Raw genomic sequence first — 24,415 nt, 5'->3', positions numbered from 1 at the left:
GGTGACCGGACGGCACCGGTGGGCGCGAGGGGCCCGGCGGGCGCGGGGGAGGGGTGGCGCCGGCGGTCCGCCGGCGGGACGCGGTCGGGTGCCCGGCGGAAACGGTCCGGTCCGCACCCTCCCGGACAGGCGTACCGGTCGGTATGCTCCGCGGTGACGTCGTCGTCGCTCCGGGAGGAAACCCGTGTCCGAGGTCATCGACTCCCGTACCGCGCTGCGGATCTGCCCGCTCTGCGAGGCCACCTGCGGTCTGGTGCTCACCGTCCGGGACGGCCGGGTGACCGGCGCCCGGGGCGACCGGGAGGACGTGTTCAGCGAGGGCTTCGTCTGCCCCAAGGGCGCCGCCTTCGGGCAGCTCGACGCCGACCCCGACCGGCTGCGGGCGCCCCTCGTCCGCGAGGACGGCGAACTGCGCGAGGCCACCTGGGAGGAGGCGTTCGCCGCCGTCGCCGCCGGGCTGGCACCCGTACTGGAGAGGCACGGCGGCGCCGCCACCGGCGTGGTGCTCGGCAACCCCAACGTGCACACCATGGCCGGAGCCCTCTACCCGCGCCTGCTGATCGGGGCGCTCGGCACCGGCAACCTCTTCACCGCCTCCACCCTCGACCAGATGCCCAAGCACGTCTCCTGCGGACTGCTCTACGGCGACCCCAACGCCATCCCCGTCCCCGACCTGGACCGCACCGACCACCTGCTGCTCGTCGGGGCCAACCCGCTGGAGTCCAACGGCAGTCTGTGCACCGCCCCCGACTTCCCCGGCCGCCTCAAGGCGCTGCGCCGCCGCGGCGGCACCCTCACGGTCGTCGACCCGCGCCGCACCCGCACCGCCGCGCTCGCCGACCGGCACGTGGCGATCCGCCCCGGCGCCGACGCCCTGCTGCTCGCCGCGATGGCGCACGTCCTCCTCGACGAGGGCCTCGCCGACCCCGGCGACCTCACCGCACACCTCGAGGGCCTCGACGAACTCCCGGAAGCGCTGCGCGAGTTCACCCCCGAGGCGGTGGCCCCCGCCTGCGACGTCGACCCCGGCACCATCCGGGAACTGGCCCGTGAACTGGCCGCCGCGCCCACCGCCGCCGTCTACGGACGCATCGGCAGCTGCACCGTGCCGCACGGGACCCTGGCCAGCTGGCTGGTGGACGTGCTGACGGTCCTCACCGGCAACCTGGACCGCCCGGGCGGCGCGATGTTCCCCCTGGCCGCCGCGAGCCGGGCGCCCCGCCCCGCCGGCCCCGGCCGCGGCTTCGACCTGGGCCGCCGGCGCTCCCGCGTCTCCGGACACCCCGAGGTCAAGGGCGAACTGCCGATGGCCGCCCTGGCGGAGGAGATCGACACCGCCACCGACGAGGGCGAACCGATCCGCGCCCTGGTCGTCGTCGCCGCCAACCCGGTGCTCTCCGCACCCGACGGGGACCGCCTGGACCGGGCGCTCGCCTCCCTGGACTTCATGGTGAGCGTCGACCCCTACCTCAACGAGACCTCACGCCACGCCGACGTGGTGCTGCCCCCGCCCCCGCCCGCGCAGAGCCCGCACCACGACTTCGCCCTCAACGCCCTCGCGGTGCGCAACCAGGCCCGCTACACCCGCCCCGCCGTGCCGCTCGAGCCGGGCCGCATGGCGGAGAGCGAGATCCTCGCCCGCCTGGTCCTCGCCGTGGGCGGAAAGCCCGGTGCCGACCCCGCAACCGTCGACGCCGCGGTCGTCTCCCGGACCCTCGGCCAGGCCGTCCGGGACCCGCACTCCCCGGTCCACGGCCGGGACCCGGAGGAACTCGCCGCCGCCCTCACCGGCGAGGACGGCGTGGAGCGCCGCCTCGACCTGATGCTGCGCCTCGGCCCCTACGGCGACGGCTTCGGCGCCCGCCCCGGCGGACTGTCCCTCGGCACCCTCCTCGACCACCCCCACGGCGTCGACCTCGGCCCGCTCCGGCCCCGCGTCCCCGAGGTGCTGCGCACCCGCAGCGGACGGATCGAACTGCTGCCCAGGCCGATCGCCGACGACCTGCCCCGGCTGCGCGAGGCCCTCCGCCGGCCCGCCGACGGCATGGTGCTGGTCGGACGCCGGCACCTGCGCGCCAACAACAGCTGGCTGCACAACCTCCCCGCCCTCACCGGCGGCTCCAACCGCTGCACCCTGCACGTCCACCCCGAGGACGCGGCGCTCCTCGGCATCGCCGACGGCACGCCGGTACGGGTCAAGGGCGCCGGGGGAGAGGTCACCGCCCCCGCCGAGATCACCGACACGGTGCGCCGCGGCGTGGTCAGCCTGCCCCACGGCTGGGGCCACGACCGGCCCGGCACCCGCACCCGCCACGCCTCCGCCGACCCGGGCGCCAACGTCAACCAGCTCCTCGACGGCACCCTCCTCGACCCGCTCTCCGGCACCGCCGTCCTCAACGGCTTCCCGGTCACCCTCTCGCCCGCCGGCTGACCCGGTCCCGCCCCTCCCGGCACCCGTCTCCTCCCCTCCGCCCGCCGGGAGGGACGGGCTCCGCGCCACGCGCCCGGAGCAGCCGGACGGGCCGCCCCGGCCGCCCCGTGCCAGGGTGGAAACCGTTCGTTCACGGCCGGGACAGGAGCGGGACGGGAGGCAGGGTGCGCCGCGCGAGGCAGGGGCAGGTCCGGCGGGCGCACCGCGGTGCACGCGTCGGGAGGCGGACGCGGTGAGCGGGCAGGAGCCACGGGGCGAGGCGGTGCCCTTCGCCGACCTGCGACGGCGCCTGGACACCGAGATGGACCAGATCGCCGGGCAGCTACGGGCCCTCGCCCTCACCAAGGACCGCCTCCAGAGCCTGCTCGACGCGGTGCTCGCCATCACCGGCGAACTCGAACTCGACGAGGTGCTGCGCCGCATCGTCACCACCGCGATGAACCTGTGCGACGCCCGCTACGGCGCGCTCGGCGTCCTCGACGAGGAGGGCGACCACCTCGAGGAGTTCATCACCGTCGGGCTGAACGAGGAGGAGTACCAGGCGCTGGCCGGCATCGACTTCCCGCACGGCGAAGGCGTCCTCGGCCTGCTCATCCAGAACCCGGAACCGCTGCGGCTGGACGACATCGCCGGCCACCCCGCCTCGGTCGGCTATCCCCCCGGCCACCCGCACATGCGGACCCTCCTGGGCGTCGCCATCAGCGTCCGCGGCGAGATCTACGGCGACCTCTACCTCTCCGAACGCCTCGACGGCCGCCCGTTCGACCACGCCGACCAGGAGGTGCTGGTCGCACTGGCCAGCGCCGCCGGCATGGCCATCGAGAGCGCCCGCCTCTTCGAACAGGTCCGCGACAGCGCCGAGACCTTCCAGCGCCTGCTGCTCCCCGCCCTGCCCGACCTCAGCCCGCACACCGCCGCCACCGTCTACCGCCCGGCGGTGGAGCCCAACCACCTCGGCGGCGACTGGTACGACGCGATGCGGCTCCCGGACGGCGCGCTGGGCATCGTCATCGGCGACGTCTACGGCCACGACCTGCCGGCCGCCGCCACCATGTCGCAGATCCGCAACATGCTGCGCGCCCTCTTCTACGACCGCCGCACCCCGCCCAGCGACGTCCTGCGGCAGCTCGACGTCACCGTGGAGGCGGGCACCGTCCAACCGGTGACCACCGTGCTGGTCGCCCGGGTGGAGGACGCCGGGAGGGAATGGGCCCTGCACTGGAGCGCCGCCGGGCACTTCCCGCCGCTGGTGATCATGCCCGGGGGCCATGCCGAGTACCTGCTGCACGAGCCCGGCCTCCCGCTGGGCGTCGACCCGTCGGTGCCACGCCCCGACCACCGCCGGACACTGCCCCCCGGGGCCACGGTGGTCTTCTTCACCGACGGGCTGGTCGAGCACCCCGCCCACGCGATCGACGAGGGCCTGGACGCCCTGCTCGAACTCGCCGTGACCTACGCCGCGTTGCCGGTGGAGGACCTGGTGCGCGCGCTCGCGGACCACCACCCGAGCGACGGACGCGACGACATGGCCATCCTCGCGCTGCGCCTCCCCGAGGCCTGAGCGTCCCCTCCCCCCCCACGCTGGCCCTGCCCTGCCCTGCCCTGCCCGGCGCCCGGTCGGCGGCGGCTCCGGCCCGTGGGCCCGCGCGATCAGGCGAGGGCGGGCGCGTCCCGAAGCCCCGGCCGCACGCCCCGCCGCAGCACCGGCGAGCCCGCCGCCGCCACGGCCAGCGCCGCCCACGCCGCGGCGGCCGGCAGCAGGTAGCCCTGCTCCGTGCCCTGACGGTCCACGAACCAGCCGGCCGCGGAGCTGCCCAGGGCGATGCCGCCGAGCAGGGCGGTGGTGGTGAGGGTCATGCCCTCGTTGATCCGCTCCCGCGGCACCAGTTCTTGCACCAGCCCGGTGCCGGTGATCATCGTGGGGGAGGTGGCCATGCCCGCGAGGAACATCAGCGGCACCAGGGTGCCCAGCCCGCCGGCCAGGGTCAGCGGCAGCACCAGCAACGCCATCCCGGCGACCCCGGCCAGGAACAGCGGCACCGGACCGCCGCGCAGCGTCAGCAGACCGAACGCCAGCCCGGACACGGCCGATCCGGCCGCCTGCAGTCCGAGCACCGCCCCCGCCAGCGAGCCGTGCCCCGCCGCCTCGGTGAACGCCACGGTGACCAGCTCCAGCGACCCGAACACCGCGCCCGTGCACAGGAAGACCAGGAACATGACCCGGATCCCCGGCACGCGCAGCGGACTGGTGGAGGCCGCGCCTGCGGCACCGGCCCCGGCGCGGACCGGCGGCTCGGTGCGGCGCTGGGCCGCGAACAGCAGCGTGCCGGCCGCGGTCAGCAGCAGCGAGCAGAGCAGGCCCGCCCACGGCGCGACCGCCGTCGCCAGCCCGACGGCCAGCACCGGGCCCAGCACGAAGCACAGCTCGTCCAGCACCTGCTCGAAGGAGTTGGCCCGGTGCATCGCCGAGGCGTCCCCGTCGTGGAGCTCCGCCCAGCGGGCCCGCGCCATCGCCCCCACGTTCGGGGCGGTGGTGGACAGCACGTTGGCGCCGACCAGCGCCCAGGCGGGCGCGCCGAGCACCGCGCAGACCACCAGCACGGCGGTCCACACCGACGCCCACAGCGCGGCCGGCACCGCCACCGTCGCCTGCCCGAACCGGTCGACCAGCCGGGCCAGCAGCGGCAGGGTCACCAGGGTGGTGACGAGGGACGCCCCGGTCACCAGGCCGGCCAGGCCGTACGACCCGTGCGTCGACGACACCAGCACCACCGTGCCGACCCCCTGCATGGCGAGGGCCAGCCGGGCGAGGAACCCGGCCCCGGTGAACGCGGCCGTCCCCCTGGTGGCGAACAGACTGCGGTAGGGGGCGGGGACCAGACGCACGGCGACTCCGGTGGGGGCGGGGACGGACCGCGCGATCCTGCCACGCGCCCCTCGCCGTGTGCGACCGATTTCCCGGCGCCCGCTCCCGAGGCCGCGGCTGCGCCGACGAAGGCAGCGGCAGCGACGACAGCGACGACAGCGACGACGCCAGCGGTGGCTGGGGCGGCTGCCGCGGCGGAGTGGAGGACCGCGCGGTGTCAGTCCGCGTCGAGCAGCCGGACGGCCCCGGTCGGGCAGGTCGCCGCCGCCTCCCGCACCGCTGCGGCGTGCCGCTCCCCGGGCTCCGGGTCCAGCAGGAGCACCAGCCCGTCCGCGTCCCCCTGGTCGAACACCTCCGGTGCCAGCATCGCGCACTGCCCGGCGCCGCAGCACACGCCCCGGTCGACGGTCACCTTCACGGTCGCAGCCCCTCTCCGCACGTCACCAGCTCACCGGCAGCTCGGTCAGGGCGGTGACGATCAACCCTTCCTCGAGCTTCAACTCGTCCACGGACGCGGCCAGTTCCAGCCCGGGGAGCCGCCGCAGCATCACCTCCAGCACCACCTGCATCTCGGTGCGGGCCAGCGCCTGGCCGACGCAGGAGTGCGGGCCCACGCCGAAGGAGATGTGCGGGTTGGGGCTGCGGTCCAGGACCATCTCGTCCGCCCGCTCGAAGACCGTCTCGTCGCGGTTGGCCGCCGCCATGCTCAGCATCACCGTGGTCCCGGCCCGCAGGACGGCGTCGCCGACCTCCACGTCCTCGCTGATGAACCGGGGCAGCCCCAGGCCGAGTTGGGCGTCGTACCGCAGCGCCTCCTCGACCGTGGTGCGGATCAGGGAGCGGTCGGCGAGCAGGGCCTGCCACCGCGTGCGGTCCGCCAGCAGGAACGCCGTCATCTTGCCGATGCTGTTCGCGGTGGTCTCGTGCCCGGCGGCGAGCAGCGCCTTCGCCGTGTCGAGCAGGTCGTCACCGGGCATGCGGTACCCGACGTCGTTGGTCTGCACGATCAGGTTGCTGATGATGTCGTCCTGCGGATCGCTCCGCTTGGCCTCGATGTGGCCGAGCATGTAGGCGTCGAACTCGGCGGTCGAGGCGGCCGCCTCGTCCCGGGAGAACCGGCTGTAGTTCATCATCACGTTGGACCAGTGGGCGAACCGGTCCCGGTCCGCGTCCGGCACGCCCAGCATGGAGCAGATCACCTGGACCGGCAGCGGGAACGCCAGCCGGGCGACGAGGTCGGCCGGCGCCCCCTGTTCGACCATGGCGTCGATCAGGTCCTCCGCCATCCGCTCGATCTCGGGCCGCAGCGCGGTCATCCGCTTGGCGGTGAACCAGCGGCTGACCATGCGCCGCCACTGCTCGTGGGCCTCGCCGGCCGCCGCCATGCTCTTGGACTCGCTCTGGCTGTACAGGTCCGTGCCGTCCGCGCTGAGGCTCACCGCCCCCTCCGCGGACAGGTCACGCGTGAAGCGGGGGTCGCCGGTCACGGCGCGGACGTCCGCGTACCGGGTCAGCAGCGTCATCTCGCCGCCGCCCACGGAGATCCGGGCGTGCGGGCACTTCGCCCGCAGCTCGGTGAACTCGGCCGGCGGCTCGAGCGCCGACTGCCAGGGGAACGGGTAACTCAGCGGTGCTGCCGCGTCGTTCACCGACATGGCCGCCTCCGGAAGCGTCGGGAGTGGGATGTCGCGTCACCCTAGGAACGCCCTCGGACCGCCGCCAGGGAGCCACTTCGGCCGCGCGGCCGGTTCCGGCGGCCCGGCGGACCGCCCGCCGGGACGGAATCAGGCGGTCCACCGGCGGCCCGGCGGCCTGACCGGGGGCGTCGGCAGCCGGGCCCACCGTCCCGACGCGCCCCGGATTCGCCCGACTTTGGCCGGAACCGGCGCCCGCGGCCGTCCCGCTCAGCCCTTGTCCGCGCCACTGGTGAGCCCCTCGGTCAGCAGGCGCTCCGCCGCGAAGAAGAGGACGACCACCGGAATCGTCAGCACCACCGAACCGGCCATCAGGACCGTCTTGGGGACCTCCACACCGTCGGCGAGCTGAGCCAGACCCAGCGAGACGGTCCACTTCTCCGGATCGGCGGCCAGGAAGAGCAGGGCGAACAGGAACTCGTTCCAGGCGATCATGAACACGTACAGGCCGGTGGCCATCAGGGAGGGGATGGCCAGCGGCAGCACCACCTTGCGGACGGCCCGGAGCCGGGTGCAGCCGTCCAGCGCAGCCGCCTCCTCCACCGACACCGGCACGGTGACCAGGTAGTTCTTCAGCATGTAGACCGAGACGGGCACCGTCTGCGCCACGTACACGACGGCCAGCCCCGCCAGGCTGGAGGACAGCCCCAGCCGCGCGAAGATCACGAACAGCGGCACGGCCAGCAGGGTGGCCGGGAACAGGTACACCGCGAGGAACAGCGCGCTCACCTGGCGCCGCCCGAAGAACCGCAGCCGGCTCACCGCATAGGCGCCCGGAACGGACGCCAGCAGTGTCAGCGCCACCGTCCCCAGCGACACCAGCGCCGAGTTGAGCAGGAACCGCAGGAAGCCCTGACCGCCGGCGTCCGAGGACCGCAGCACGTCGCGGTAGGTGGACACCGTGAAGTCCTCGGCCGCCACCCAGAGCGCGCCGGGGTCCAGCAGCAGCGCGTCGATCGGCTTCACCGACAGCAGCACCATGTACAGGAACGGCACCACCGTGATCAGCGCCAGCAGCAGGATCACCAGCGGCCGCACCACCGCGAACAGCCGTTCCTCGAACCGGGCGCGGGACATCCTCACGTCTCCTCCTCCTGCGCCTTGTCGCCGAAGAACCGGAAGTAGAGCCCGAGCAGCACCATCAGCGAGGCCGCCAGCACCAGCGCCTGCGCGGCGGCGGCGCCCACGTCGTAGCGCGCGGTGAGGAAGTCGTAGACCCGCACGGCCGCCACGTCGGTGCCCGCGCCGCCGCCCGTCAGCAGGTAGACGTCGTCGAACTTGTTGAACGTCATGATGAACCGCAGCACGCACAGCAGCGCGAGCACCGGCGTCAACTGGGGCAGCAGCACGTACCGGAACCGCTGGGTGGGCGTCGCCCCGTCGACCGTGGCCGCCTCCTCCAGGGTGGCAGGCACCGCCTGCAGCCGGGCCAGCACGAACAGGAACGCGAACGGGAAGTACCGCCAGCACTCGAAGGCGATCACCGTGAGCAGCGCCAGCGGGACGTCGACGTGGACGCCGAACAGCCCCACCTCGTAACGGCGGGTGGAGAGGAAGGCGATCGGGTCGTCCCAGCCGAGCAGCCGGCCGCCCCAGGCGTTGACGACGCCGTACTGCGGGGAGAGGGCCACCTCCCAGACGAACGCCACCGCGACCACCGGGGCGACGTACGGCAGCAGCATCGCCGCGCGCAGCAGCCCCCGCCCCCGGAACCGGCGCCGCAGGGCCAGCGCGGCGACCAGGCCCAGCAGGATCGAACCGGCCGTGCCGCCCACCGTGTACACCAGCGTCACCCACAGGCTCTCCCAGAAGCCCGCCGAGCCGAACACCTCGGAGAAGTTCTCCAGCGTCCAGTCGCCCAGCAGCCCCATGCCCTGGATGTCGACCAGCCGGGCGTCCTGGAAGGCCAGCAGCACCGTCCAGAGGATCGGCAGGGCGACGACCACCAGCACCACCACGAAGGTGGGCGACACGAAGGCGATGCCGGCCCGGTTGGCCCGCCGGCTCGCCGTCATCGGGCGCCCGCGCCGGGGGACGCGCCGCCCCGGACGGGGACCGGGCGCCGCGGTGCTCATGGCGACCCCGGGGCGTCGGTGGGGCGGTCGAGCGACGTCCGCAGGTCGGTGACCTCCTCGTCGGCCTGCGCGGCCGCGTCCGCCGGGCTCAGCTGACCACCGGTCATCGCGCCGATCGCCTTGGAGACCGGCAGTTCGCCGTTGGCCGCGCCGACCAGTGCTCCCTCGCCCTCGGTGATGCCCCAGCGGCGCATCCGCTGCACCCCGTCGACCAGCCGGTCCAGCAGCTCCGGCGGATACACCTCGTCGATCGGCCGGCGCCGGTCCACGCCGAGCTCGCTGCTCCGCCAGGCCCGCAGGTAGCGGTCCGGTTCCGCCGCGGTGCCCCGCCGGACGGGGATCTTGCCCTCGGGCGCCATGCCGAACCAGTCCTGGTAGCCCGCGCCCATCATGTACTCCACGAACCGGCGGGAGGCGTCCTCCTCGGCGGTGCGGGTCACCGCCCAGGAGGTCACCTCCCCGAACTGCGCGGGCGCCTTCGCGTCCGGGCCCCTCACCGCGGTGACCACCCCGCTGTTCTCGGCCAGGAACCCGGGGTCGTCCTCGCACTCCGGGCAGCTGGGCAGGGCGTCGGAGCGCAGGCCCGCCATCTCGTCGAGGACGAACGACGACCAGATCACCATGGAACTGCTCCCCGAGAAGTAGGTGGCCCGGGTGGAGTCCACGCTCTGGGTGCCCGGTGCGCCGTAGTCCCGGGCCAGCCGGTCGTAGACGGAGAACGCCTCCTCGCAGGGCGTGGACCGGAGGGCGACCTCGCCCCCGTCCACCAGACGGCAGTCGTTGGCCAGCGCCAGACTCTCGAAGCTCTGCGAGGTGAAGACGTCGGCGGGGTCGGTGGCCGCGGAGATGCCGCTGCGGCCGTCGCCGGTCAGCCGCCGCGCGGCGTCCAGCATCCGCGCGTAGGTGTCGGGCGGGGGCAGCCCGCGCGCGGCGAACCGGTCCTCGCGGTAGACCAGCAGCTGCAGCCAGGCGTCGGAGGGGACCGCGAGCCTGGTGGGACCGTCGGAGGCGAGCGCCAGGGCGTTGGGGTCGAAGGTTCCCGGGCCCAGGGTCTCGACGACCCGGCCGGGGATCCGGGTGTTCAGCAGCTCGTTGCCGTGCATCTGCCAGATCTGGCCCAGCGTGGCCGCGCCGATCACGTCGGGCAGGGTCCCGGAGGCCGCCGCAGACATGATCAGCTGGGGCATCTGGGCCTCGGCGACGCCGACGAGTTCCACCTCGACGCCGCTCGCGCGCTCGAACCGGTCGATCACCTTCTCGGTGGCGGCGATCCGGTCCGGGAGGCTCTCCTGCGACCAGACGGTGATCCTGCGGTCGGGGCGGCCGGGCCCGGTCTCCCCGGAACAGCCGGAGAGCAGCCCGAGCAGGAGGGCCGCCGTGGCGCCGAGCGCGGCCGTCCTGGGCCGCCGGGCCTCACGCATGTGTGACCTCATCGCCTTCCCCTGCGCCGGGTCGCGTCGCCCGGCATCGCCTGCCGGTCCATCAGCATCGAGCGGAACGACGGCCTCCCGCAACCGGGCGCGCGGTGAAGGGCCGGTGACCCTCCGCCGGGGGCCCGTTCGGTCCGCCCCCGGTTGCGGGCGGCACGCCCCCCGGTTCGGATGGCAGACGGAACGGACGCGACGCGGGCACGCGGCACGGGTCCCGCGGCGCGGACACCCGGAACCGGCCCCGCGGCGCGGACACACGGCACGGGTCCCGCGGCACAGGCACACGGAACGGACACCTGGAACGGGCGCGGCGCCGGCACACGGCGCCGGCACACGGCCCGGGCCCACGGATGCGGGATGCCGGATGCGGGAGGCGGGAGGCGGGATGAACGGCAGCCGGTACCGGCACGCGGCCGTGCGCGCGGCGGGCCTCGCCCTGGCGATCACCGGGATCGGCGCCTGCGGGGCGGTCGAGGAGCGGCGCGACGCCGCCCAGGCGGAGGCCACCCGCTTCGCCCTCGACCGGGACGCGGGACGCCACGCGCTGCTGTGCGCGGCGCTGGCCCCTGGCACCCGCGACGAGCTGGAGGAGACCGCGAGGAGCGGGTGCCGCGACGCGATCCGCCAGGCCATCGAGGAGGACGACCTGCCGGCCGCCGGAGCGGTGCGCGCCGTGGACGTCTGGGGAGACCGGGCGCGCGTGGTGCTGGAGGGCGACACCCTCTTCCTGTCGCGGTTCCCGGGCGGCTGGAAGGTGACAGCGGCCGGCTGCGAGCCGCGCCCGGACCAGCCCTACCGCTGTGGCATCAAGGGCGGGTGAGCGATGCGGCTGATGTTCACGGCGACCCTACTGATCATCTTCGCCGGGCTCGCCTACTTCACGACCCTCGGGCTGATGCACCGATGAGCCCGGCCGGCCGCGTCCGCCGCTTCCTGCGCGAGAACAGCCTGGGGCTGGTCTTCCTGGCGGGCTTCCTGCTGACCCTTGTGGGCCAGCTCTTCGCCGGACGCGCCGAGCTGAACAACGACCTGGTCTCCGAGGGACTGCCCCCGGTGGGGCTCCTCTCCTACGCCACGTCCTCCGACTTCGCGGTGGACGTGACCGAGAACTGGCAGTCGGAGTACCTCCAGTTCTTCCTCTACATCTTCGGCACGGTGTGGCTGCTCCAGCGGGGCTCGCCGGAGTCCAAGGAGATCGGCCGGGCGGGCACCGAGTCGGACCGGGAGCAGCGCGTCGGCGCGCACGCCACGGAGGAGTCGCCGCGCTGGGCGTCCGCCCCGGGCTGGCGCGGGCTGCTGTTCTCCCGCTCCCTCGGCCTGGTGATGGGCGGCATCTTCGTGCTGTCCTGGCTGGCCCAGTCGATCACCGGCACCGCCGCCTACAACGAGGAACGGCTGCGGTCCATGGAGGGCCCCGTCGGCTGGGGCGGTTACGTCACCTCCGCCGACTTCTGGAGCCGCACCCTGCAGAACTGGCAGTCCGAACTGCTGGCGGTGGCATCGATGGCGGTGCTCTCCATCTACCTCCGCCAGCGCGGCAGCCCGGAGTCCAAACCGGTGGGCGCCTCCCACTCGGCGACCGGCGTCGAGGGCTGAGCGGCACGGCGAGGGAGGCAGGACCGCGGGGCGGGGTGGCGAGATGGCATGGCGATTTTCGGCAGGGGGTGGCGAATCCCGGCGAAACTCGAGCGCCGGTGAATCGGGTGTCCCGGTGCAGGTATGTTGCGACTGTCCGACGGATCTCTCCTGAACTTCCTGCCAACCGGGCAGGGACCCAACGCAGTTGGGAAAGAGAGAGGAGTCGGACGGGATGGGACGATCGGGACGGAGTAGGCGTCGCGGGTGCCACCGGTGGATGGACTGGGGGCAAGCCGCGGTGCTGCTTCTGACGGCGATCACTGCCATCGCGGGATGCGTTGAGCATGTCGTGTGACGCCTGCGGGTGAGCCCGGCCGAGAAGTAGTCGGCCGGACCCGCCCCCCGCCCCGCACATAGGCCTGGCCTCGGGTGGCCTCCCGGGGCCAGGCCCTGTGTGTTTCGGGACGGTCGCGAAGTGCCAGGACGCGGTCCCGGCCTCCGGACTACGCAGGTAACCCCAACCTGGATGCTTCGGCAAGCACCCGAATGTCACGGTGCGTGCTTTGCCGGAAATGTGCCCGGCGAACGATCATGGCAGAGGGTGGCGAAACCGGGTGGCGCATGCAAGCGCCGCAGGCAGCGGGCGTGCGGGGGTGGCGAATCCTGGCGTTTCCGGCGCCATTCCGACGGAGGCCGAAAAGGCGCGGCGTCGGCGCCCGGTGCCCGGCTCCGACGGCCGCGTCAGTGCCAGGGCTCGTAGTACGGGTTGCTCCGGCAGTCCTCCATGATCTCGACCTTCTTCACCTTGTCGACCGGACAGACCCCGATGATGTACTCCCGGGCGATCCCGCCGGGGAAGGCGACCTCGACCTGGTCGGCCCAGCGGTGGGTGTCGCCGATGGTCCTGTTGACGTCGATGCCGCCGGGGGCGTCGATGTAGTAGTTCCAGCCGGACTTGTACCAGGTCTTGTACAGGTCGTGGTCGTAGGTCGTCGAGACGTACGGGGAGGGCTGGTTGACCAGGACGTACTGCTCGATGTCGTACTGCCCGTCGGTCACGTCCTTGGGCAGGAAGCCGGCCGGGAAGACCGTGTCGGGACCGCGGCTGTCGCTGCGGTAGAGGGTGCCGCAGGTGGTGCGCCACGTCGGGGTGGGAGTGATGCGCCCGAGGTCGACGCGTCGGTCCGCGGCGGCGTGCAGCTTGTCCTCGAACTGCGGACAGGCGGGCGCCGCCGCGGCCACGGCGGGTGCGGGTGCGGCTGCTGGGGCGGACACGGGCGCGGCGGGGGCGGCCGCCGAGGTGCTGAAGACGGCGGCCAGACCGAGCACGAGGGACGCGGCTCGCCGCCGCACGGAGCTGTTGATCATGCCGCGCATTCTGGCGGGAGCCCTGCCGTGGGCAGAGGAACATCACCCGGCAGGGGGCGAGTCGGCCGACAGCTGTTCGACGGCGGCGAAACACCGTCCGGTCGGCAGGCCCCGCCGGGAAGGCTCAGTCGACGTAGCGCAGGCCCGCGGCCTCCAGGGGGCCGCGCATGCCGTACATGTCCAGGCCCAGTTCGCCGGCGGCCAGCCGCTCCCGCTTGAGCTGCTCGTTCTCCTCGCGGCGGCGGGCCGCGTCGGCGGTGCGGGCCACCCGGTCGGCCGGCACCACGACCACGCCGTCGGCGTCGGCGACCACCACGTCACCCGGCCGGACCTGCGCGTTGCCGCAGACCACCGGCACGTTGACGGAGCCCGGGGTGGCCTTGACCGTGCCCTTGGCGTTGACCGCGCGGCTGAAGACGGGGAAGTCCATCTTCTCCAGGTCGGCCACGTCGCGGCAGCCGCCGTCGATGACCAGCCCCGCGCACCCGCGGGCACGCGCCGAGGTGGCCAGGAGCTCGCCGAAGAACCCGTCCTCGCACTCGGTGGTGCAGGCCGCCACCAGCACGTCGCCGGGCCGCACCTGCTCGATCGCCACGTGCAGCATCCAGTTGTCGCCGGGCTGCAGCAGCACCGTGACGGCGGGGCCGACCAGCCGGGCGCCCGGGTAGACGGGGCGCAGGTAGGGCCGCATCAGACCGGTGCGGCCCATCGCCTCGTGGACGGTGGCCACCCCGTACGGGGCGAGGGCCTCGACCTCCTCGGCCGCCGGGCGGGGGACGGTGCGGTGGACGACTCCGAGTTCGTACATGACGGGGGTTCCTCTCGACGGGACGTGTCCGGGCGGGGACGGTGCGGGCGGGGTCAGCGCCCCTGGCGCTTCAGCAGGGCGTCCAGCCGCGGGTACACGCGGCGCGCGTTGTGCTCCTGGACGGCGGCCAGGTCCTCGGCGGACAGCTTCGCGGCCTCGGCGTAGCGGCGGGTGTCGTCGAAGTGGTGGCCGGTGCACGGGTCGACGTCGCGGACCGCGCCGATCGCCTCCGAGGCGAACAGGATGTTCCTGGCGGGGATCACCTCGTACAGCAGGTCCGATCCCGGCTGGTGGTAGACGCAGGTGTCGAAGTACACGTTGCCCAGGACGTGCTCCTCGAGCTCCGGCCTGCCCAGTGCCATGGCGAGCCCGCGGAAGCGGCCCCAGTGGTACGGCACCGCGCCGCCGCCGTGCGGGATGACCAGCCGGAGCGTCGGGAAGTCCTTGAACAGGTCGCCCTGCACCAGCTGCATGAACGCCGTGGTGTCGGCGTTGAGGTAGTGCGCGCCGGTGGTGTGGAAGGCGGGGTTGACGCTGGTCGAGACGTGGATCATCGCGGGGATGTCGTACTCGGCCATCTTCTCGTAGACCGGGTACCAGGACCGGTCCGTCAGCGGCGGCGCGCTCCAGTGCCCGCCCGACGGGTCCGGGTTGAGGTTGATCGCGACCGCGCCCAACTCCTCGACGGCGCGCACCAGTTCGGGCACGCAGGTGGCGGGGTCGACGCCCGGCGACTGCGGGAGCATGGCGGCGGGCGCGAAGCGGTCCGGGTACAGGCCGGCGACGCGGTGCACCAGGTCGTTGCAGACCGACGCCCACGCGGCGGAGACCGCGAAGTCGCCTATGTGGTGCGCCATGAACGAGGCGCGGGGCGAGAAGACGGTGAGGTCGATGCCCCGCTCGTCCATCATCCGCAGCTGGGCCGGTTCCACGGTGGCGCGCAGGTCGTCGTCCTCGATCCGCAGCTCGTCGGGCGAGGGTGCTGCCGAGGGGTCGCCGACGGCGGCGATCTGCCGCTTGCGCCAGGCCTCCAGGGCGGGCGGCGCGGTGGTGTAGTGCCCATGGCAATCGATGATCATCCGAGTCCTCTCCGGGTGCCTCACGCGCCCACACAGTAACCGCTGACGAAATTGTTGACAATGTTCGGGCGTGCGGGACCCCGGCCCTGGGCTGCGCCGACCCCGCTTCGCCGTCCTGTCCCGTCCTGCCCCGCCCTACCCGAAGCCGCCGCCCGAAGCCGCCGCCCGAAGCCGCCGCCCGAAGCCGCCGCCCGACGACGCCGCCCGAAGCGGCCGCTCGGGGCGGGCGGTCAGTCGGTCAGGGTGCGGGAGAGCACCTCACGCTGCAGCGGCCGCACCAGGGCGTACAGCTCACGGCCCCGCGGGGTCGGGGAGACCCACACCCCGCGCCGGTCCTCCCGGCACACCGTGCGCTCCAGCAGCTCCTCGCGTTCGAGCCGTCCCAGCAGGCGGGAGAGTGCGCTCTGGCTGAGGTGGACCCGCTCCGCGATGTCCTGCACACGGCAGGGGACGCCCGGCCCGTCCGGCGTACCGGACACCAGGACCTCCAGCACCTCGAAGTCGCTGGCGCACAGGCCGTACGGGTGCAGCACCCGGTCGATCTCGCAGACCGTACGGGAATGGACCGCGAGAATGCCGCGCCACCGTTGCTCCAGCCGCGCACCGGCCGTGTCCGCTGCCATGGGGCCCATCGTAGGTCGGCGCCGTCCGGCGGGGGAGACCCCGGAAGCGCCGTTTCCGACGGGCTGTCAGGCGGTCTCCGGCCACGCCCCGGGCGGGTCCTGGACCAGGCCCACGGGGTTGCCGTCCAGGTCCCGGACGGAGGCCACCAGCTTGCCGCCGCCGACGTCGCGCACGTCCTGCACCGCCTCCGCCCCGGCGGCCAGCAACGCGGCCAGGGTGGCCCGCAGGTCGTCGACGTGCCAGTAGGGGACCGGGCCGGTCAGCCCGGCGTCGTGACCGTGCGGGTCCAGGCCCAGCTCCTGGCCGTCCGCCGTGCGGAACCCGGCCCAGTGCGCCTCGTCGACGTGCGGCTCGACGCCGAGCAGGGCCTGGAACAGCGCCCTGGCGCCGTCGAGGTCGCCGACCGGGTAGACCAGGGTCCTCAGGTGCGCCGCCATGGCCCCATGCTCGCCGCCCGCGGCGCGCCCCGCATCCGGCGTACGCCCTCATGGAGGCCCCGGTCGGCCTCCCGGACGCCCTCGCCGGCCTCCCGGACCCGCGTCGGTCCTCCGGGCGCCCGCCGTGAGCCGCCAGGGCGCCGCCGTCAGCGGGGAACGACCGCCACCGGCACCGCGCAGTGCCGCAGTACCGTCCGCGTGACGCCGCCGATCCGGCCGGCCGCGCCGCCGCGGCCGACGACCAGCAGGGCCGCCTCCGCCGCCTCGTCGACCAGCCGGGCCGCCACCGTGCCGAACCCCGTCCGCGCGGTGACCCGCACCGCCGGGTGACGTTCCCGCCACGGCGCCAGCGCCTCCCGCAGCGCCCGCCGCGCTTCCTCGTCGAGCGCCCGGTCCTGCTCCGGGCCCACCCCCGGGGGCCGCCGCCAGGCGTGCACCACCTTCAGCCGGGCCCGGCGCCGCGCCGCCTCGCCGAAGGCGAACGCCACCGCCCCCGCCGCGGCCCGCGCCGGGTCGAGTCCCAGCACCACGTCCCGGTGCCAGGCCCCGGCCCACGACGGTCCCACCGCCCCGTCGGCCCGCTCGTCCTCCGGCGACGTCCCGACCCGCACCAGCACCACCGGCCCCCGGGCCCTAGCCACCACGGTCAGCGCCACCGGGCCCACCGTCCACACGTCCTCGTGCCCGTCCGCGCTTTCCACCGTCCGCGACCCCAGCACCAGCGGACACCCGCGCGACGCGGCCTCCAGCAGGGCGGGAGCCGGGACCTCACGCACCTGCTCGAAGCTCACGCGCAACCCCGGACGGTGCGTGGTCAGCCGTTCCGCCGTCTCGCGCAGCACCTTCTGCGTCCACCGCCGCCGCGCCGCCTCGGCCTCCGGGTCGGCGGCCCGCGCCCCGCCCCCGCCGGCCGTCGCACCGAACGGCTGCCACGATCCCGCGTGCACCAGCCGCACCGGCCGGCTCCACAACTCGGCCTCCCGCGCCGCCCAGTCGGCGGCCGCGAGGCTCTCCGGCGAGCCGTCCACACCGACGGTGACGGTACGGGGCATGATGCGGGCTCCTGGGCTCCTGGCTCCTGGTCGGACGTGGGCGTCCGGGTCCTTGCAGTCCTTGCAGTCCTTGCAGTCCGTGCAGGCTGGATGGATCACGTTGTCAGCACCGGCCCGCCGGGCGTAGGGCCGTCCGGCCCCTCTTTCCCGTCCGCCCTGCTCACGCCGCTAGGCTGGCCGACCGACATGAGTGACACCCCCGCACCGCACGGCCCTGTGCCTGACGGGCCCGCACCGCACGATCCCGCACCGCACGCGCCCGTGCCGCCGAACGGGTCCCGCTCGTCGCGCCCGGCTCCGCGGTTCCCCCGCGCGTGGCGTGCCGAGGCGCCCGTGGTCGCCGTGATCGCCCTGGGCGGCGCGATCGGCGCGAGCGCCCGCTACGCCGCCACCCTGCGCTGGCCCGCCGCCGACGCCTTCCCCTGGGCGGTGTTCTGGGTGAACGTCGTCGGCTGCGCCCTGATGGGCGGCGTCACCGTCCTGGCCACCGAAGGGCCCCGCACACCGCATCCGCTGCTGCGCCCCTTCCTCGGCACCGGGGTGCTGGGCGGCTTCACCACCTTCTCCGCCTACGCGCTGGACGTCCACCGGCTGGACGAGGCGGGGGAGCGGCCGCTCGCCCTCCTCTACCTCGGCGGGACCCTGGCGGCGGCGATGGCCGCCGTCCTCCTCGGCGCGGCGGCCGGCCGCGGCGTCCTGTCCCGGCGGCCGCGGTTCACCAGAGGGCGCACGTGAACTGGCTGCTGGTGATCGCCGGCGCCGTGGTGGGCGCCCCGTTGCGCTACCTCACCGACCGCCTGGTGCGGCTGCGGCTGGGGCCCGGCGCCGTCCTCCCGTGGGGCACCCTGGTCGTCAACGTCGCCGGCTCGCTCGCCCTCGGGCTGCTGACCGGCGCGGTGGCGGCCGGGGTCGCCGGGGAGCGGCTGGAACTGCTGCTCGGCACCGGGCTGTGCGGGGCGCTGACGACGTACTCGACGTTCTCCTGGGAGACCCTGCGCCTCGCCGAGGACGGCTCCCCCCTCCTCGCCGTGCTCAACGTGCTGGGGACGCTCACCGCGGGCCTGGGCGCGATGTACGCGGGCGTCGCGCTGGGCGGTGCGGCCTGGGGCTGAGCGCGCCGAACGCCGCCCCGACCGACTCCGCGGAGACGCCACCGCCCCGGCATCGCCGACGCCCGGGGCGCCGTCCGTCCCGGGGCGAACGCCCCGGCCGGGCTCACCGTGCCCCGCGCCGCCACCACCAGCCGCGCCGCCACCAGCCGCGGCGCGCGCCGACGGCCGTCCCGCCCGCCGTGAGCGCCGCCGCGCAGGCGGCCAGGGCCACCGTCCACCACCCGAGGCCGTCGGCCTGGCCGGAGGCGGCCACCTGCGCGGCCGTCGCGGGCTTCGCGGAGGGGCCGGGCCGGGGCGAGGCCGGGGCGCCCGCCGCGACGGGCGGTTCCAGCGAACCGACGGGACGGACCCGGCCCGCCGCCCGGAAGCCCCAGTCCAGCAGCGACCGGGCCTCCTCGTAGACGGCGCCCGAGCTGCCGTCCTGCGGATTGAGCACCGTCACCACCAAGGTCCGCCCGCCCCGCTTCGCCGCCGCGATCAGAGTGTTGCCCGCCTTGCTGGTGTAGCCGTTCTTCACGCCGATCGCCCCGGGATAGGGCTCGACGCCCTCCGCCCCGGTCAGCAGCCGATTGGTGTTGCGGATGCCGTAGGCCCCCTCCCGGCCGGGGAAGTCCGCGACCGCCGTCCGGCAGTACTCGGCGAACCGCGGGTCGCGCAGCCCCTCCCGCCCGAACACCGCCAGGTCGAAGGCGGACGACACCTGGCCCGGCGCGTCGTACCCGTCGGGCGAGACCACGCGGGTGTCCCGGGCGCCCAGCCTCTCGGCGGTGGCCTGCATCCGGGCCACCGCCGCCCGCTTGCCGCCGGCCATGGCCGACAGGACGTGCACGGCGTCGTTGCCCGAGCTCAGGAAGACCCCCCGCCACAGGTCGTCCACCGCGTAGTCGCGGCCGGCCTCGACCCCGACCAGGCTGCTGCCCTCGCCGACGCCGGCGAGTTCCGCGTCGGTCGCCCGGTGGCGGCCCGCCGGCACCTGGGGGAGGAGCGCGAGGGCGAACAGGGTTTTCAGCGTGCTGGCCGGGGGGAGTTCGCGGTGTGCCTCGTGCGCGGCCAGCACGTCGCCGCTGCGGGCGTCCGCCACCACCCAGGACAGCGCGGACACCTCCGGCACCTCCGGCGCCCCCTCCACGAGCCGTACCTGGGTGCCCGAGGCCCGCAGCGGATCCGGCGGCGCGGTCGACGGCGCGGGCGTCCCCGCCGCCCCCACCGCGAGGAGGGCGCATCCGGCGACGGCCAGGCGGGCCGCCCGGCCGGAGCCTCGTGACATTAGTGTGATTTTCATATGAGAACGGTAGGAATGGTGCACGGCGACGCGCCGCGCGCCACGGCCGGATCCGCCCGAGCGGCACCCGGATGCCGTACCGCCGCGGCTATGCTCCGAGGATGTTCGGTCGGCAGATCCACGGACCGCAGGGCCCCACCCTCGGCGAACTCGCCGTACAGGCGCTGTCGTCCGTCGAGCGCGGCTACGACCTGCTCGCCCCGTCCTTCGACAGCACCCCGTTCCGCACCTCGGAACGCTTCCTCCGGGCGACCCGTGACGGACTGGCGCCTCTGGGCCCGTTCCGGGACGGTCTCGACCTGTGCTGCGGCACCGGCGCGGGACTGGACGTGCTGGCCGGCCTGTGCCGAGGAGGCGTCACCGGAGTCGACGTCAGCACCGGCATGCTCGAACGGGCCCGGGACGCGGCGCCGTGGGCACGCCTGGTCCGCGCGGACGCGCGCCGCCTCCCCTTCGCGCCGGGCTCGTTCGACCTGCTCGTCACCTTCGGGGCGCTGGGCCACTTCCTGCCCCGCGACCTGCCCGCCCTCTTCGGGCAGGCCCACGCGGTCCTCCGCCCCGGCGGCCGTCTCGCCTTCCCGCTCCCGGGGCCGCCCCGCCCGGGCTCCCGGCAGGCCCTGGAACTCCTGGCCTTCGACACCGCGATGCGGATCCGCAACGCCGTGTGGCGCCCGCGGTTCGTGATGTACTACCGCGCCCTGACCTTCGGAGTGCTCCGCGACGCCCTCGTCCGCGCGGGGTTCGCGGTGGATACCTACGCCATGCCGGAGTTCGGCCGCCGCGACGACGGCAGCCCGCGCTGCCGTCTCGTCGTCGGCACCCGCCCGTGACGGCCGGTCAGTCCTCCGGCGGCGTGGGGCCGGGCGACCCGGCGTTGTAACGCTCCAGGTAGGAGGCGAACCGTGCCAGGTCCTCCTCGCTCCAGCCCGTCAGCCGCTCCCTCAGGGCCTCGCGGCGCCGGTCGGTGACGCGGGCGAGGACCCGCCGCCCGGCGTCGGTCAGTTGCAGCACCTGGACCCGCTGGTCGGCGGTGTCCTGCAGGCGCTCCATCAGCCCCTCGCGCTCCAGCACCGCCACCTGCCGGCTCACGGTGGACTTGTCCAGCGCGTAGAATTCCGCCAGGTCGGTGGCCCGGCAGCCGCCGCTCTCCTCCAGGTGTCCCAGGAGCGTGTACGAGACCAGCGACAGCTCCGGATGGAGCCGTCCGGCCAGCGCGCGTGCCCGGCGCGCGAACGACGTCATCTCACGCTGGATCGTCTCGATCGCCCGGTCGGCGGCTGCGTCCACGGGGAACCTCCTCACGTTCTGGTTGCAGAATACAACCATAAGCCCGTGGGGCGCCAACGAGCGCCGCCCGTTCCTCCGCTCCGCGCCCGCCCACACCCGACCGGCCACGCCCCTTTGGCCCGCCCGCCGTTCCGCGTGCCCGGCTGCCGGACCGTCGGTAGGGTGGCCGCGCCCGGGCAGGGACCCGGCCGTCCGACCCGCGCCGCCACCGACACCGAGGGCCATGACGACTTCCCGGACACCACCCGCCGTTCCCCCCTCCGCACCGCCCCCCGCGCCCGCCCGGCCCCCGGCCGAGGTGGTCGCCGCGCTGCGCGCCGCGGGCTGCGTCTTCGCCGAGGAGGAGGCCGCCCTCCTGGTCCGCGCCGCGGCCTCGCCCGACCGGCTGGCCGCCCTGGTGACCCGGCGCGCGGCCGGCGAACCCCTGGAACACGTCGTCGGGTGGGCCGAGTTCCGCGGGCTGCGGATCGACCTGGCGCCCGGCGTCTTCGTGCCCCGCCGGCGCACCGAGTTCCTCGTCGCGCGCGCCCTCGCCCTGGCGCCCGCGGCGCGGACCGTCGTCGACCTGTGCTGCGGGTCCGGCGCCCTCGGGGCCGTGCTCGCCGCCGCGCTGCCCGGCGCGGAACTCCACGCCGCCGACATCGATCCCGCCGCCGTGGCCTGCGCGCGCCGCAACCTCGCCCCCTACGGCGGCCGGGTCCACCACGGCGACCTGTACGCGGCGTTGCCCGGCGCGCTCCGCGGCCGCGTCGAGATCCTCGCCGCCAACGTGCCCTACGTGCCCACCGCCGACATCCGCCTGCTCCCCGCGGAGGCCCGCGAGCACGAACCGGCGGTCGCCCTGGACGGCGGACCCGACGGTCTCGCCGTGCTGCGCAGGGTGGCCGAGGGCGCGTCCGGCTGGCTCGCCCCGGGCGGCTGCGTGCTCGCCGAGACGAGCGCACGTCAGGCGCCCGCGGCCCTGCGGGCGTTCACGGAGGCGGGTCTGACCGCCGCAGTCGCGGTGTGCGAGGAGACCGAGGCCCACGTGATCACCGGTGTGCTGCCGCGCGCGGAACTCCCCGGGTTCCCCGAGCCCGAGTCCCCGGAGGACCCGGAGCGGACCCGGTGAGCCGCCGGCGCCGCACGCGCGTCGGCCGTCGCCCGGTGCATCACCGGGCGACGGCCGGGACGGCCGCGCCGTTGCCGTGGGCGCGGGAACCGCTCAGAAGCGGTGCGGCTTGGCGCGGCGCCGCACGTACCAGGCCGTGCCGCCCACGCCGGCCGCGACGAGGGCGCCGCCCGCGACCAGGGTGAGGGTGGTGTGGTCCTTCACCGCGCCGCCGATGCCGCCCATCACGCCGCGCGTGGGGGAGGCGGTCGCCGACATGGTCGGGGTCGCGGTGGAGGTGGGGGTGGACGTGGGAGAGGCCGTGGCCGTCGGCGTCGCACCGGAGACGATGACGGACTGGGTGCCCGCCGTGCTGTTGTCCGAGCACCGCACGATGACCGTGTAGGTGCCGGGCGAGACGCTGGACCAGGCGGCCGACTGGCTGGTGGCCGAACCGGACAGGGCGACCTGCCGGCCCTCGGCGAAGGTGTTCTGGGTGCTGTTCAGCAGCGAGGCGGTGCCCCAACTGCCGTTGACTTCGGAGCAGGCGCTGGTGGTGACCGCGACGGTCGTGCCGCTGGTGCTCACGGAGATGCCGGGGCCGGCGCCGGCCGGCCCCGCGAAGGCGAGCGGCAGGGCGGCGGCGGCAGCCACGGTCAGGCCTGATCTGACGATGACGCGAGATGTACGCATGGTCTGACCTCCGGCGGCACGGCTGGCGGACATCCCTAGCGCCGCCGAGGATCGGGAACGCCCGTACCGCCCTCGGGGACAGCCAATGTCCACGACGCGCCGGGCGCACCCGGAGAGCACCCGGACAGGTGACGCCGCTCCCTGCGCCGGGGCCCGCGCCGCCGCGCGCCGTGCCACCGTGCCCTGAGACACCGCGCCCCGTGTCACCGCGCCCCGCGCCGCCGCGTCCGCAGGTGCCGGCCGGCGCCCGTCAGCGTCCCGTGGTGACCGTGCGTTCGGGGGAGTAGCCGCCCCAGGTCCCGTCCGGCAGCTTGGCGCGCAGGCGGACCCGATGCGTCTCGCCGGCCTCTCCGCCCAGGTAGAAACGGTGCGTCGCCCGCCCTCCCGGGGCCTTGCCGCCCCACACCAGCGTGGTGGCCGGGCGGCCGTCGAGATGGATCTGGTACTCGGTGACCACCCCGTCGACCGGGGGCGGTTCCCAGGAGATCTCCAGGTGCCAGGCGCCCTCCGCCCGCACCGCCGCCGCGCGGAAGGCCACCGGGGCCGTGCCGCGCCCGTCGTCCTCCGCGGTGCCGGAGGTGGTGAGCCGGACCGGCCCGCCGGCGGGGGAGAGGTTGTCGGCGGCGTCCTTCGCGCGCACCGTGAAGGAGTAGCGGGTGCCCGGCCGCAGCCCGGTGACCACGGTCGCGGTCTGGCCGCCGCCCACGCTGTGGATCTTCGTGGAGCCCTGGTAGATGTCGTAGGACGCCACCTCCTGGTCGTCCGTGGAGGCCTTCCAGGAGAGCTGGGCGGCCCGGCTGCCGACCGCGCGGCCCTCCAGGCCCCCCGGGCGGGAGGGCGGACGGGTGTCGGCGACGGTCTCGGCGCGCGTGGTCGAGCGCACCTCGGCGCTCTGCGGACCCAGCCGCCCGTCGGTGGAGCGGGCCCGCACCCGGAAGGTGTAGGTGGTGCCCGGCTTCAGCCCGGTGACGTCCACCATGTGCTCGTCGGCGGGGACCTCCTCGACCTTGGCGCGGCCCCGGTAGACCTCGTAGGCCTCCACCTCGGAGCCGTTGTCGGCGACCTTGTTCCACATGACGTGCACGCTGGTCGCGCTTCCGGCCTGCGCGGTGACCCCGACGGGCGCGCCGGGGAGCCGGCCGCCGTCCTCGGCGTCGGCCGTGGCGCCCCAGCCGCAGGACGCCGCCAGAGCCACCGTCAGCAGCACGCCGCAGCACCGGGTCACCACCCGGGGAGCACGTTCCACACCAGCCATACCGGGCACCTCCGCGGACGCCGCGCGAACATTGGTCCGTACCAATATGAGCACGGTGACGCGGCCACATCAAGTGGCGGTCGTTGACCTGGCGGGGAGAGCTGTACGTATGCTGAACCCCCTTGCCGTGGGCCCCGCCTGACGACGGGTCGGCCCACGGCCGCCGGCGCTGAACCGCTGTCGTCGCCGCTCACGCGCCGGCCGGGGAGCGGGGGCCGGGCCTGGGCGCAGGCCCGGCCGGCCCCCGCTCGCGG

Annotated in this window: 24 protein-coding genes; 8 read left to right on the top strand and 16 right to left on the bottom strand. The window is 74.9% G+C overall.

Annotated features, from left to right (window positions below):
* Positions 1-184 precede the first annotated feature (184 nt).
* Both ABZ836_RS05510 and ABZ836_RS05505 read left to right on the top strand, forming a co-directional pair.
* Positions 185-2,431: a molybdopterin-dependent oxidoreductase gene (locus ABZ836_RS05510; RefSeq protein WP_361139541.1), complete on the top strand. Its 2,247-nt coding sequence runs from the start codon at positions 185-187 to the stop codon at positions 2,429-2,431.
* A gap of 301 nt (positions 2,432-2,732) precedes the next feature.
* Entirely contained in the window at positions 2,733-3,992 is a 1,260-nt protein-coding gene (locus tag ABZ836_RS05505) for a GAF domain-containing SpoIIE family protein phosphatase (RefSeq protein WP_361140265.1), read from the top strand.
* Positions 3,993-4,081: 89 nt separating this feature from the next.
* On the opposite strand, the gene ABZ836_RS05500 is transcribed toward ABZ836_RS05505, so the two are convergent.
* The 6 genes from ABZ836_RS05500 to ABZ836_RS05475 all read right to left on the bottom strand — a co-directional run bounded on the left by ABZ836_RS05500 (position 4,082) and on the right by ABZ836_RS05475 (position 10,487).
* The gene (locus ABZ836_RS05500; protein ID WP_356127374.1) at positions 4,082-5,317 is read right to left on the bottom strand and encodes an MFS transporter; all 1,236 of its coding nucleotides are present in this window, start codon (positions 5,315-5,317) and stop codon (positions 4,082-4,084) included.
* A gap of 197 nt (positions 5,318-5,514) precedes the next feature.
* Positions 5,515-5,715 carry a ferredoxin gene (locus tag ABZ836_RS05495; RefSeq protein ID WP_356127371.1) on the bottom strand — a complete coding sequence of 67 codons (201 nt, stop codon included), beginning with the start codon at positions 5,713-5,715 and terminating at the stop codon, positions 5,515-5,517.
* Between the two features lie 22 nt (positions 5,716-5,737).
* On the bottom strand, positions 5,738-6,952 hold the full coding sequence (locus tag ABZ836_RS05490) for a cytochrome P450 (RefSeq protein ID WP_361139538.1): 1,215 nt from the start codon (positions 6,950-6,952) through the stop codon (positions 5,738-5,740).
* A gap of 249 nt (positions 6,953-7,201) precedes the next feature.
* Positions 7,202-8,068 carry a carbohydrate ABC transporter permease gene (locus ABZ836_RS05485; protein ID WP_361140262.1) on the bottom strand — a complete coding sequence of 289 codons (867 nt, stop codon included), beginning with the start codon at positions 8,066-8,068 and terminating at the stop codon, positions 7,202-7,204.
* A 2-nt stretch (positions 8,069-8,070) separates the two neighbouring features.
* Positions 8,071-9,006, bottom strand: coding sequence for a sugar ABC transporter permease (locus ABZ836_RS05480; protein WP_356127362.1), 936 nt, complete (start codon positions 9,004-9,006; stop codon positions 8,071-8,073).
* A 56-nt stretch (positions 9,007-9,062) separates the two neighbouring features.
* Positions 9,063-10,487 carry an extracellular solute-binding protein gene (locus ABZ836_RS05475; protein WP_361139534.1) on the bottom strand — a complete coding sequence of 475 codons (1,425 nt, stop codon included), beginning with the start codon at positions 10,485-10,487 and terminating at the stop codon, positions 9,063-9,065.
* 394 nt (positions 10,488-10,881) lie between these two features.
* On the opposite strand from ABZ836_RS05475, the gene ABZ836_RS05470 reads away from it, so the two are divergent.
* Positions 10,882-11,316, top strand: coding sequence for a hypothetical protein (locus ABZ836_RS05470; protein WP_361139530.1), 435 nt, complete (start codon positions 10,882-10,884; stop codon positions 11,314-11,316).
* Between the two features lie 83 nt (positions 11,317-11,399).
* The gene (locus tag ABZ836_RS05465; RefSeq protein WP_356127353.1) at positions 11,400-12,092 is read left to right on the top strand and encodes a DUF6766 family protein; all 693 of its coding nucleotides are present in this window, start codon (positions 11,400-11,402) and stop codon (positions 12,090-12,092) included.
* 723 nt (positions 12,093-12,815) lie between these two features.
* On the opposite strand, the gene ABZ836_RS05460 is transcribed toward ABZ836_RS05465, so the two are convergent.
* From ABZ836_RS05460 to ABZ836_RS05435, 6 genes are all read right to left on the bottom strand, one after another.
* On the bottom strand, positions 12,816-13,442 hold the full coding sequence (locus tag ABZ836_RS05460) for an ADP-ribosyltransferase (protein WP_361139527.1): 627 nt from the start codon (positions 13,440-13,442) through the stop codon (positions 12,816-12,818).
* 124 nt (positions 13,443-13,566) lie between these two features.
* Positions 13,567-14,250 carry a 4-carboxy-4-hydroxy-2-oxoadipate aldolase/oxaloacetate decarboxylase gene (gene ligK / locus ABZ836_RS05455; protein WP_356127347.1) on the bottom strand — a complete coding sequence of 228 codons (684 nt, stop codon included), beginning with the start codon at positions 14,248-14,250 and terminating at the stop codon, positions 13,567-13,569.
* Between the two features lie 53 nt (positions 14,251-14,303).
* Complete coding sequence (locus ABZ836_RS05450) at positions 14,304-15,329, bottom strand: amidohydrolase family protein (RefSeq protein ID WP_361139524.1); 1,026 nt, start codon at positions 15,327-15,329, stop codon at positions 14,304-14,306.
* A 230-nt stretch (positions 15,330-15,559) separates the two neighbouring features.
* Positions 15,560-15,952, bottom strand: a complete 393-nt coding sequence (locus ABZ836_RS05445) for a MarR family transcriptional regulator (protein WP_356127342.1) — start codon at positions 15,950-15,952, stop codon at positions 15,560-15,562.
* A 66-nt stretch (positions 15,953-16,018) separates the two neighbouring features.
* Entirely contained in the window at positions 16,019-16,390 is a 372-nt protein-coding gene (locus tag ABZ836_RS05440; RefSeq protein WP_356127339.1) for a glyoxalase, read from the bottom strand.
* 146 nt (positions 16,391-16,536) lie between these two features.
* Positions 16,537-17,442 carry a universal stress protein gene (locus ABZ836_RS05435; RefSeq protein ID WP_361139519.1) on the bottom strand — a complete coding sequence of 302 codons (906 nt, stop codon included), beginning with the start codon at positions 17,440-17,442 and terminating at the stop codon, positions 16,537-16,539.
* A 333-nt stretch (positions 17,443-17,775) separates the two neighbouring features.
* Here ABZ836_RS05435 and ABZ836_RS05430 point away from each other — a divergent pair, with 333 nt between their 5' ends.
* Together ABZ836_RS05430 and crcB are read left to right on the top strand one after the other, a co-directional pair.
* On the top strand, positions 17,776-18,177 hold the full coding sequence (locus ABZ836_RS05430) for a CrcB family protein (protein ID WP_356127333.1): 402 nt from the start codon (positions 17,776-17,778) through the stop codon (positions 18,175-18,177).
* On the top strand, positions 18,174-18,554 hold the full coding sequence (gene crcB, locus ABZ836_RS05425) for a fluoride efflux transporter CrcB (protein ID WP_356127330.1): 381 nt from the start codon (positions 18,174-18,176) through the stop codon (positions 18,552-18,554). Before ABZ836_RS05430 ends, crcB begins: the two co-directional genes overlap by 4 nt.
* 103 nt (positions 18,555-18,657) lie before the next feature.
* Here the strand turns inward: crcB and ABZ836_RS05420 are convergent, their stop codons facing one another.
* Positions 18,658-19,821: a serine hydrolase gene (locus tag ABZ836_RS05420; RefSeq protein ID WP_361139515.1), complete on the bottom strand. Its 1,164-nt coding sequence runs from the start codon at positions 19,819-19,821 to the stop codon at positions 18,658-18,660.
* Positions 19,822-19,952: 131 nt separating this feature from the next.
* Between ABZ836_RS05420 and ABZ836_RS05415 the strand changes: the two genes are divergently transcribed.
* Entirely contained in the window at positions 19,953-20,666 is a 714-nt protein-coding gene (locus ABZ836_RS05415) for a class I SAM-dependent methyltransferase (protein WP_361140259.1), read from the top strand.
* Between the two features lie 7 nt (positions 20,667-20,673).
* Here the strand turns inward: ABZ836_RS05415 and ABZ836_RS05410 are convergent, their stop codons facing one another.
* Positions 20,674-21,078, bottom strand: a complete 405-nt coding sequence (locus tag ABZ836_RS05410; protein ID WP_361140257.1) for a MarR family winged helix-turn-helix transcriptional regulator — start codon at positions 21,076-21,078, stop codon at positions 20,674-20,676.
* Between the two features lie 268 nt (positions 21,079-21,346).
* On the opposite strand from ABZ836_RS05410, the gene ABZ836_RS05405 reads away from it, so the two are divergent.
* Positions 21,347-22,234 (top strand): putative protein N(5)-glutamine methyltransferase, encoded by an 888-nt coding sequence (locus ABZ836_RS05405; protein WP_361139512.1) that lies wholly within the window; start codon positions 21,347-21,349, stop codon positions 22,232-22,234.
* 93 nt (positions 22,235-22,327) lie between these two features.
* On the opposite strand, the gene ABZ836_RS05400 is transcribed toward ABZ836_RS05405, so the two are convergent.
* Both ABZ836_RS05400 and ABZ836_RS05395 read right to left on the bottom strand, forming a co-directional pair.
* Positions 22,328-22,906, bottom strand: a complete 579-nt coding sequence (locus tag ABZ836_RS05400) for a hypothetical protein (protein ID WP_361139509.1) — start codon at positions 22,904-22,906, stop codon at positions 22,328-22,330.
* A gap of 250 nt (positions 22,907-23,156) precedes the next feature.
* A complete protein-coding gene (locus ABZ836_RS05395; RefSeq protein ID WP_361139506.1) occupies positions 23,157-24,161 on the bottom strand; it encodes a fibronectin type III domain-containing protein in 1,005 nt (334 codons plus the stop codon).
* Between the last annotated feature and the right edge of the window lie 254 nt (positions 24,162-24,415).

The organism is Streptomyces sp. NPDC047130 (genome assembly GCF_040643475.1).
Lineage (GTDB): Bacteria > Actinomycetota > Actinomycetes > Streptomycetales > Streptomycetaceae > Streptomyces.
This window is presented reverse-complemented; position numbering and strand designations above follow the sequence as displayed.

Bases quoted from the DNA above. Each gene is read 5' to 3' on its own strand.
- ABZ836_RS05480 (WP_356127362.1), bottom strand. From the start codon at position 9,006: ATGACGGCGAGCCGGCGGGCCAACCGGGCCGGCATCGCCTTCGTGTCG.
- ABZ836_RS05490 (WP_361139538.1), bottom strand. From the start codon at position 6,952: ATGTCGGTGAACGACGCGGCAGCACCGCTGAGTTACCCGTTCCCCTGG.
- ABZ836_RS05440 (WP_356127339.1), bottom strand. From the start codon at position 16,390: ATGGCGGCGCACCTGAGGACCCTGGTCTACCCGGTCGGCGACCTCGAC.
- ABZ836_RS05465 (WP_356127353.1), top strand. From the start codon at position 11,400: ATGAGCCCGGCCGGCCGCGTCCGCCGCTTCCTGCGCGAGAACAGCCTG.
- ABZ836_RS05485 (WP_361140262.1), bottom strand. From the start codon at position 8,068: ATGTCCCGCGCCCGGTTCGAGGAACGGCTGTTCGCGGTGGTGCGGCCG.
- ABZ836_RS05395 (WP_361139506.1), bottom strand. From the start codon at position 24,161: ATGGCTGGTGTGGAACGTGCTCCCCGGGTGGTGACCCGGTGCTGCGGC.
- ABZ836_RS05435 (WP_361139519.1), bottom strand. From the start codon at position 17,442: ATGCCCCGTACCGTCACCGTCGGTGTGGACGGCTCGCCGGAGAGCCTC.
- ABZ836_RS05505 (WP_361140265.1), top strand. From the start codon at position 2,733: ATGGACCAGATCGCCGGGCAGCTACGGGCCCTCGCCCTCACCAAGGAC.
- ABZ836_RS05400 (WP_361139509.1), bottom strand. From the start codon at position 22,906: ATGCGTACATCTCGCGTCATCGTCAGATCAGGCCTGACCGTGGCTGCC.
- ABZ836_RS05475 (WP_361139534.1), bottom strand. From the start codon at position 10,487: ATGCGTGAGGCCCGGCGGCCCAGGACGGCCGCGCTCGGCGCCACGGCG.
- ABZ836_RS05470 (WP_361139530.1), top strand. From the start codon at position 10,882: ATGAACGGCAGCCGGTACCGGCACGCGGCCGTGCGCGCGGCGGGCCTC.
- ABZ836_RS05450 (WP_361139524.1), bottom strand. From the start codon at position 15,329: ATGATCATCGATTGCCATGGGCACTACACCACCGCGCCGCCCGCCCTG.
- ABZ836_RS05420 (WP_361139515.1), bottom strand. From the start codon at position 19,821: ATGTCACGAGGCTCCGGCCGGGCGGCCCGCCTGGCCGTCGCCGGATGC.
- ABZ836_RS05445 (WP_356127342.1), bottom strand. From the start codon at position 15,952: ATGGCAGCGGACACGGCCGGTGCGCGGCTGGAGCAACGGTGGCGCGGC.
- ABZ836_RS05460 (WP_361139527.1), bottom strand. From the start codon at position 13,442: ATGATCAACAGCTCCGTGCGGCGGCGAGCCGCGTCCCTCGTGCTCGGT.
- ligK (WP_356127347.1), bottom strand. From the start codon at position 14,250: ATGTACGAACTCGGAGTCGTCCACCGCACCGTCCCCCGCCCGGCGGCC.
- ABZ836_RS05405 (WP_361139512.1), top strand. From the start codon at position 21,347: ATGACGACTTCCCGGACACCACCCGCCGTTCCCCCCTCCGCACCGCCC.
- ABZ836_RS05410 (WP_361140257.1), bottom strand. From the start codon at position 21,078: ATGACGTCGTTCGCGCGCCGGGCACGCGCGCTGGCCGGACGGCTCCAT.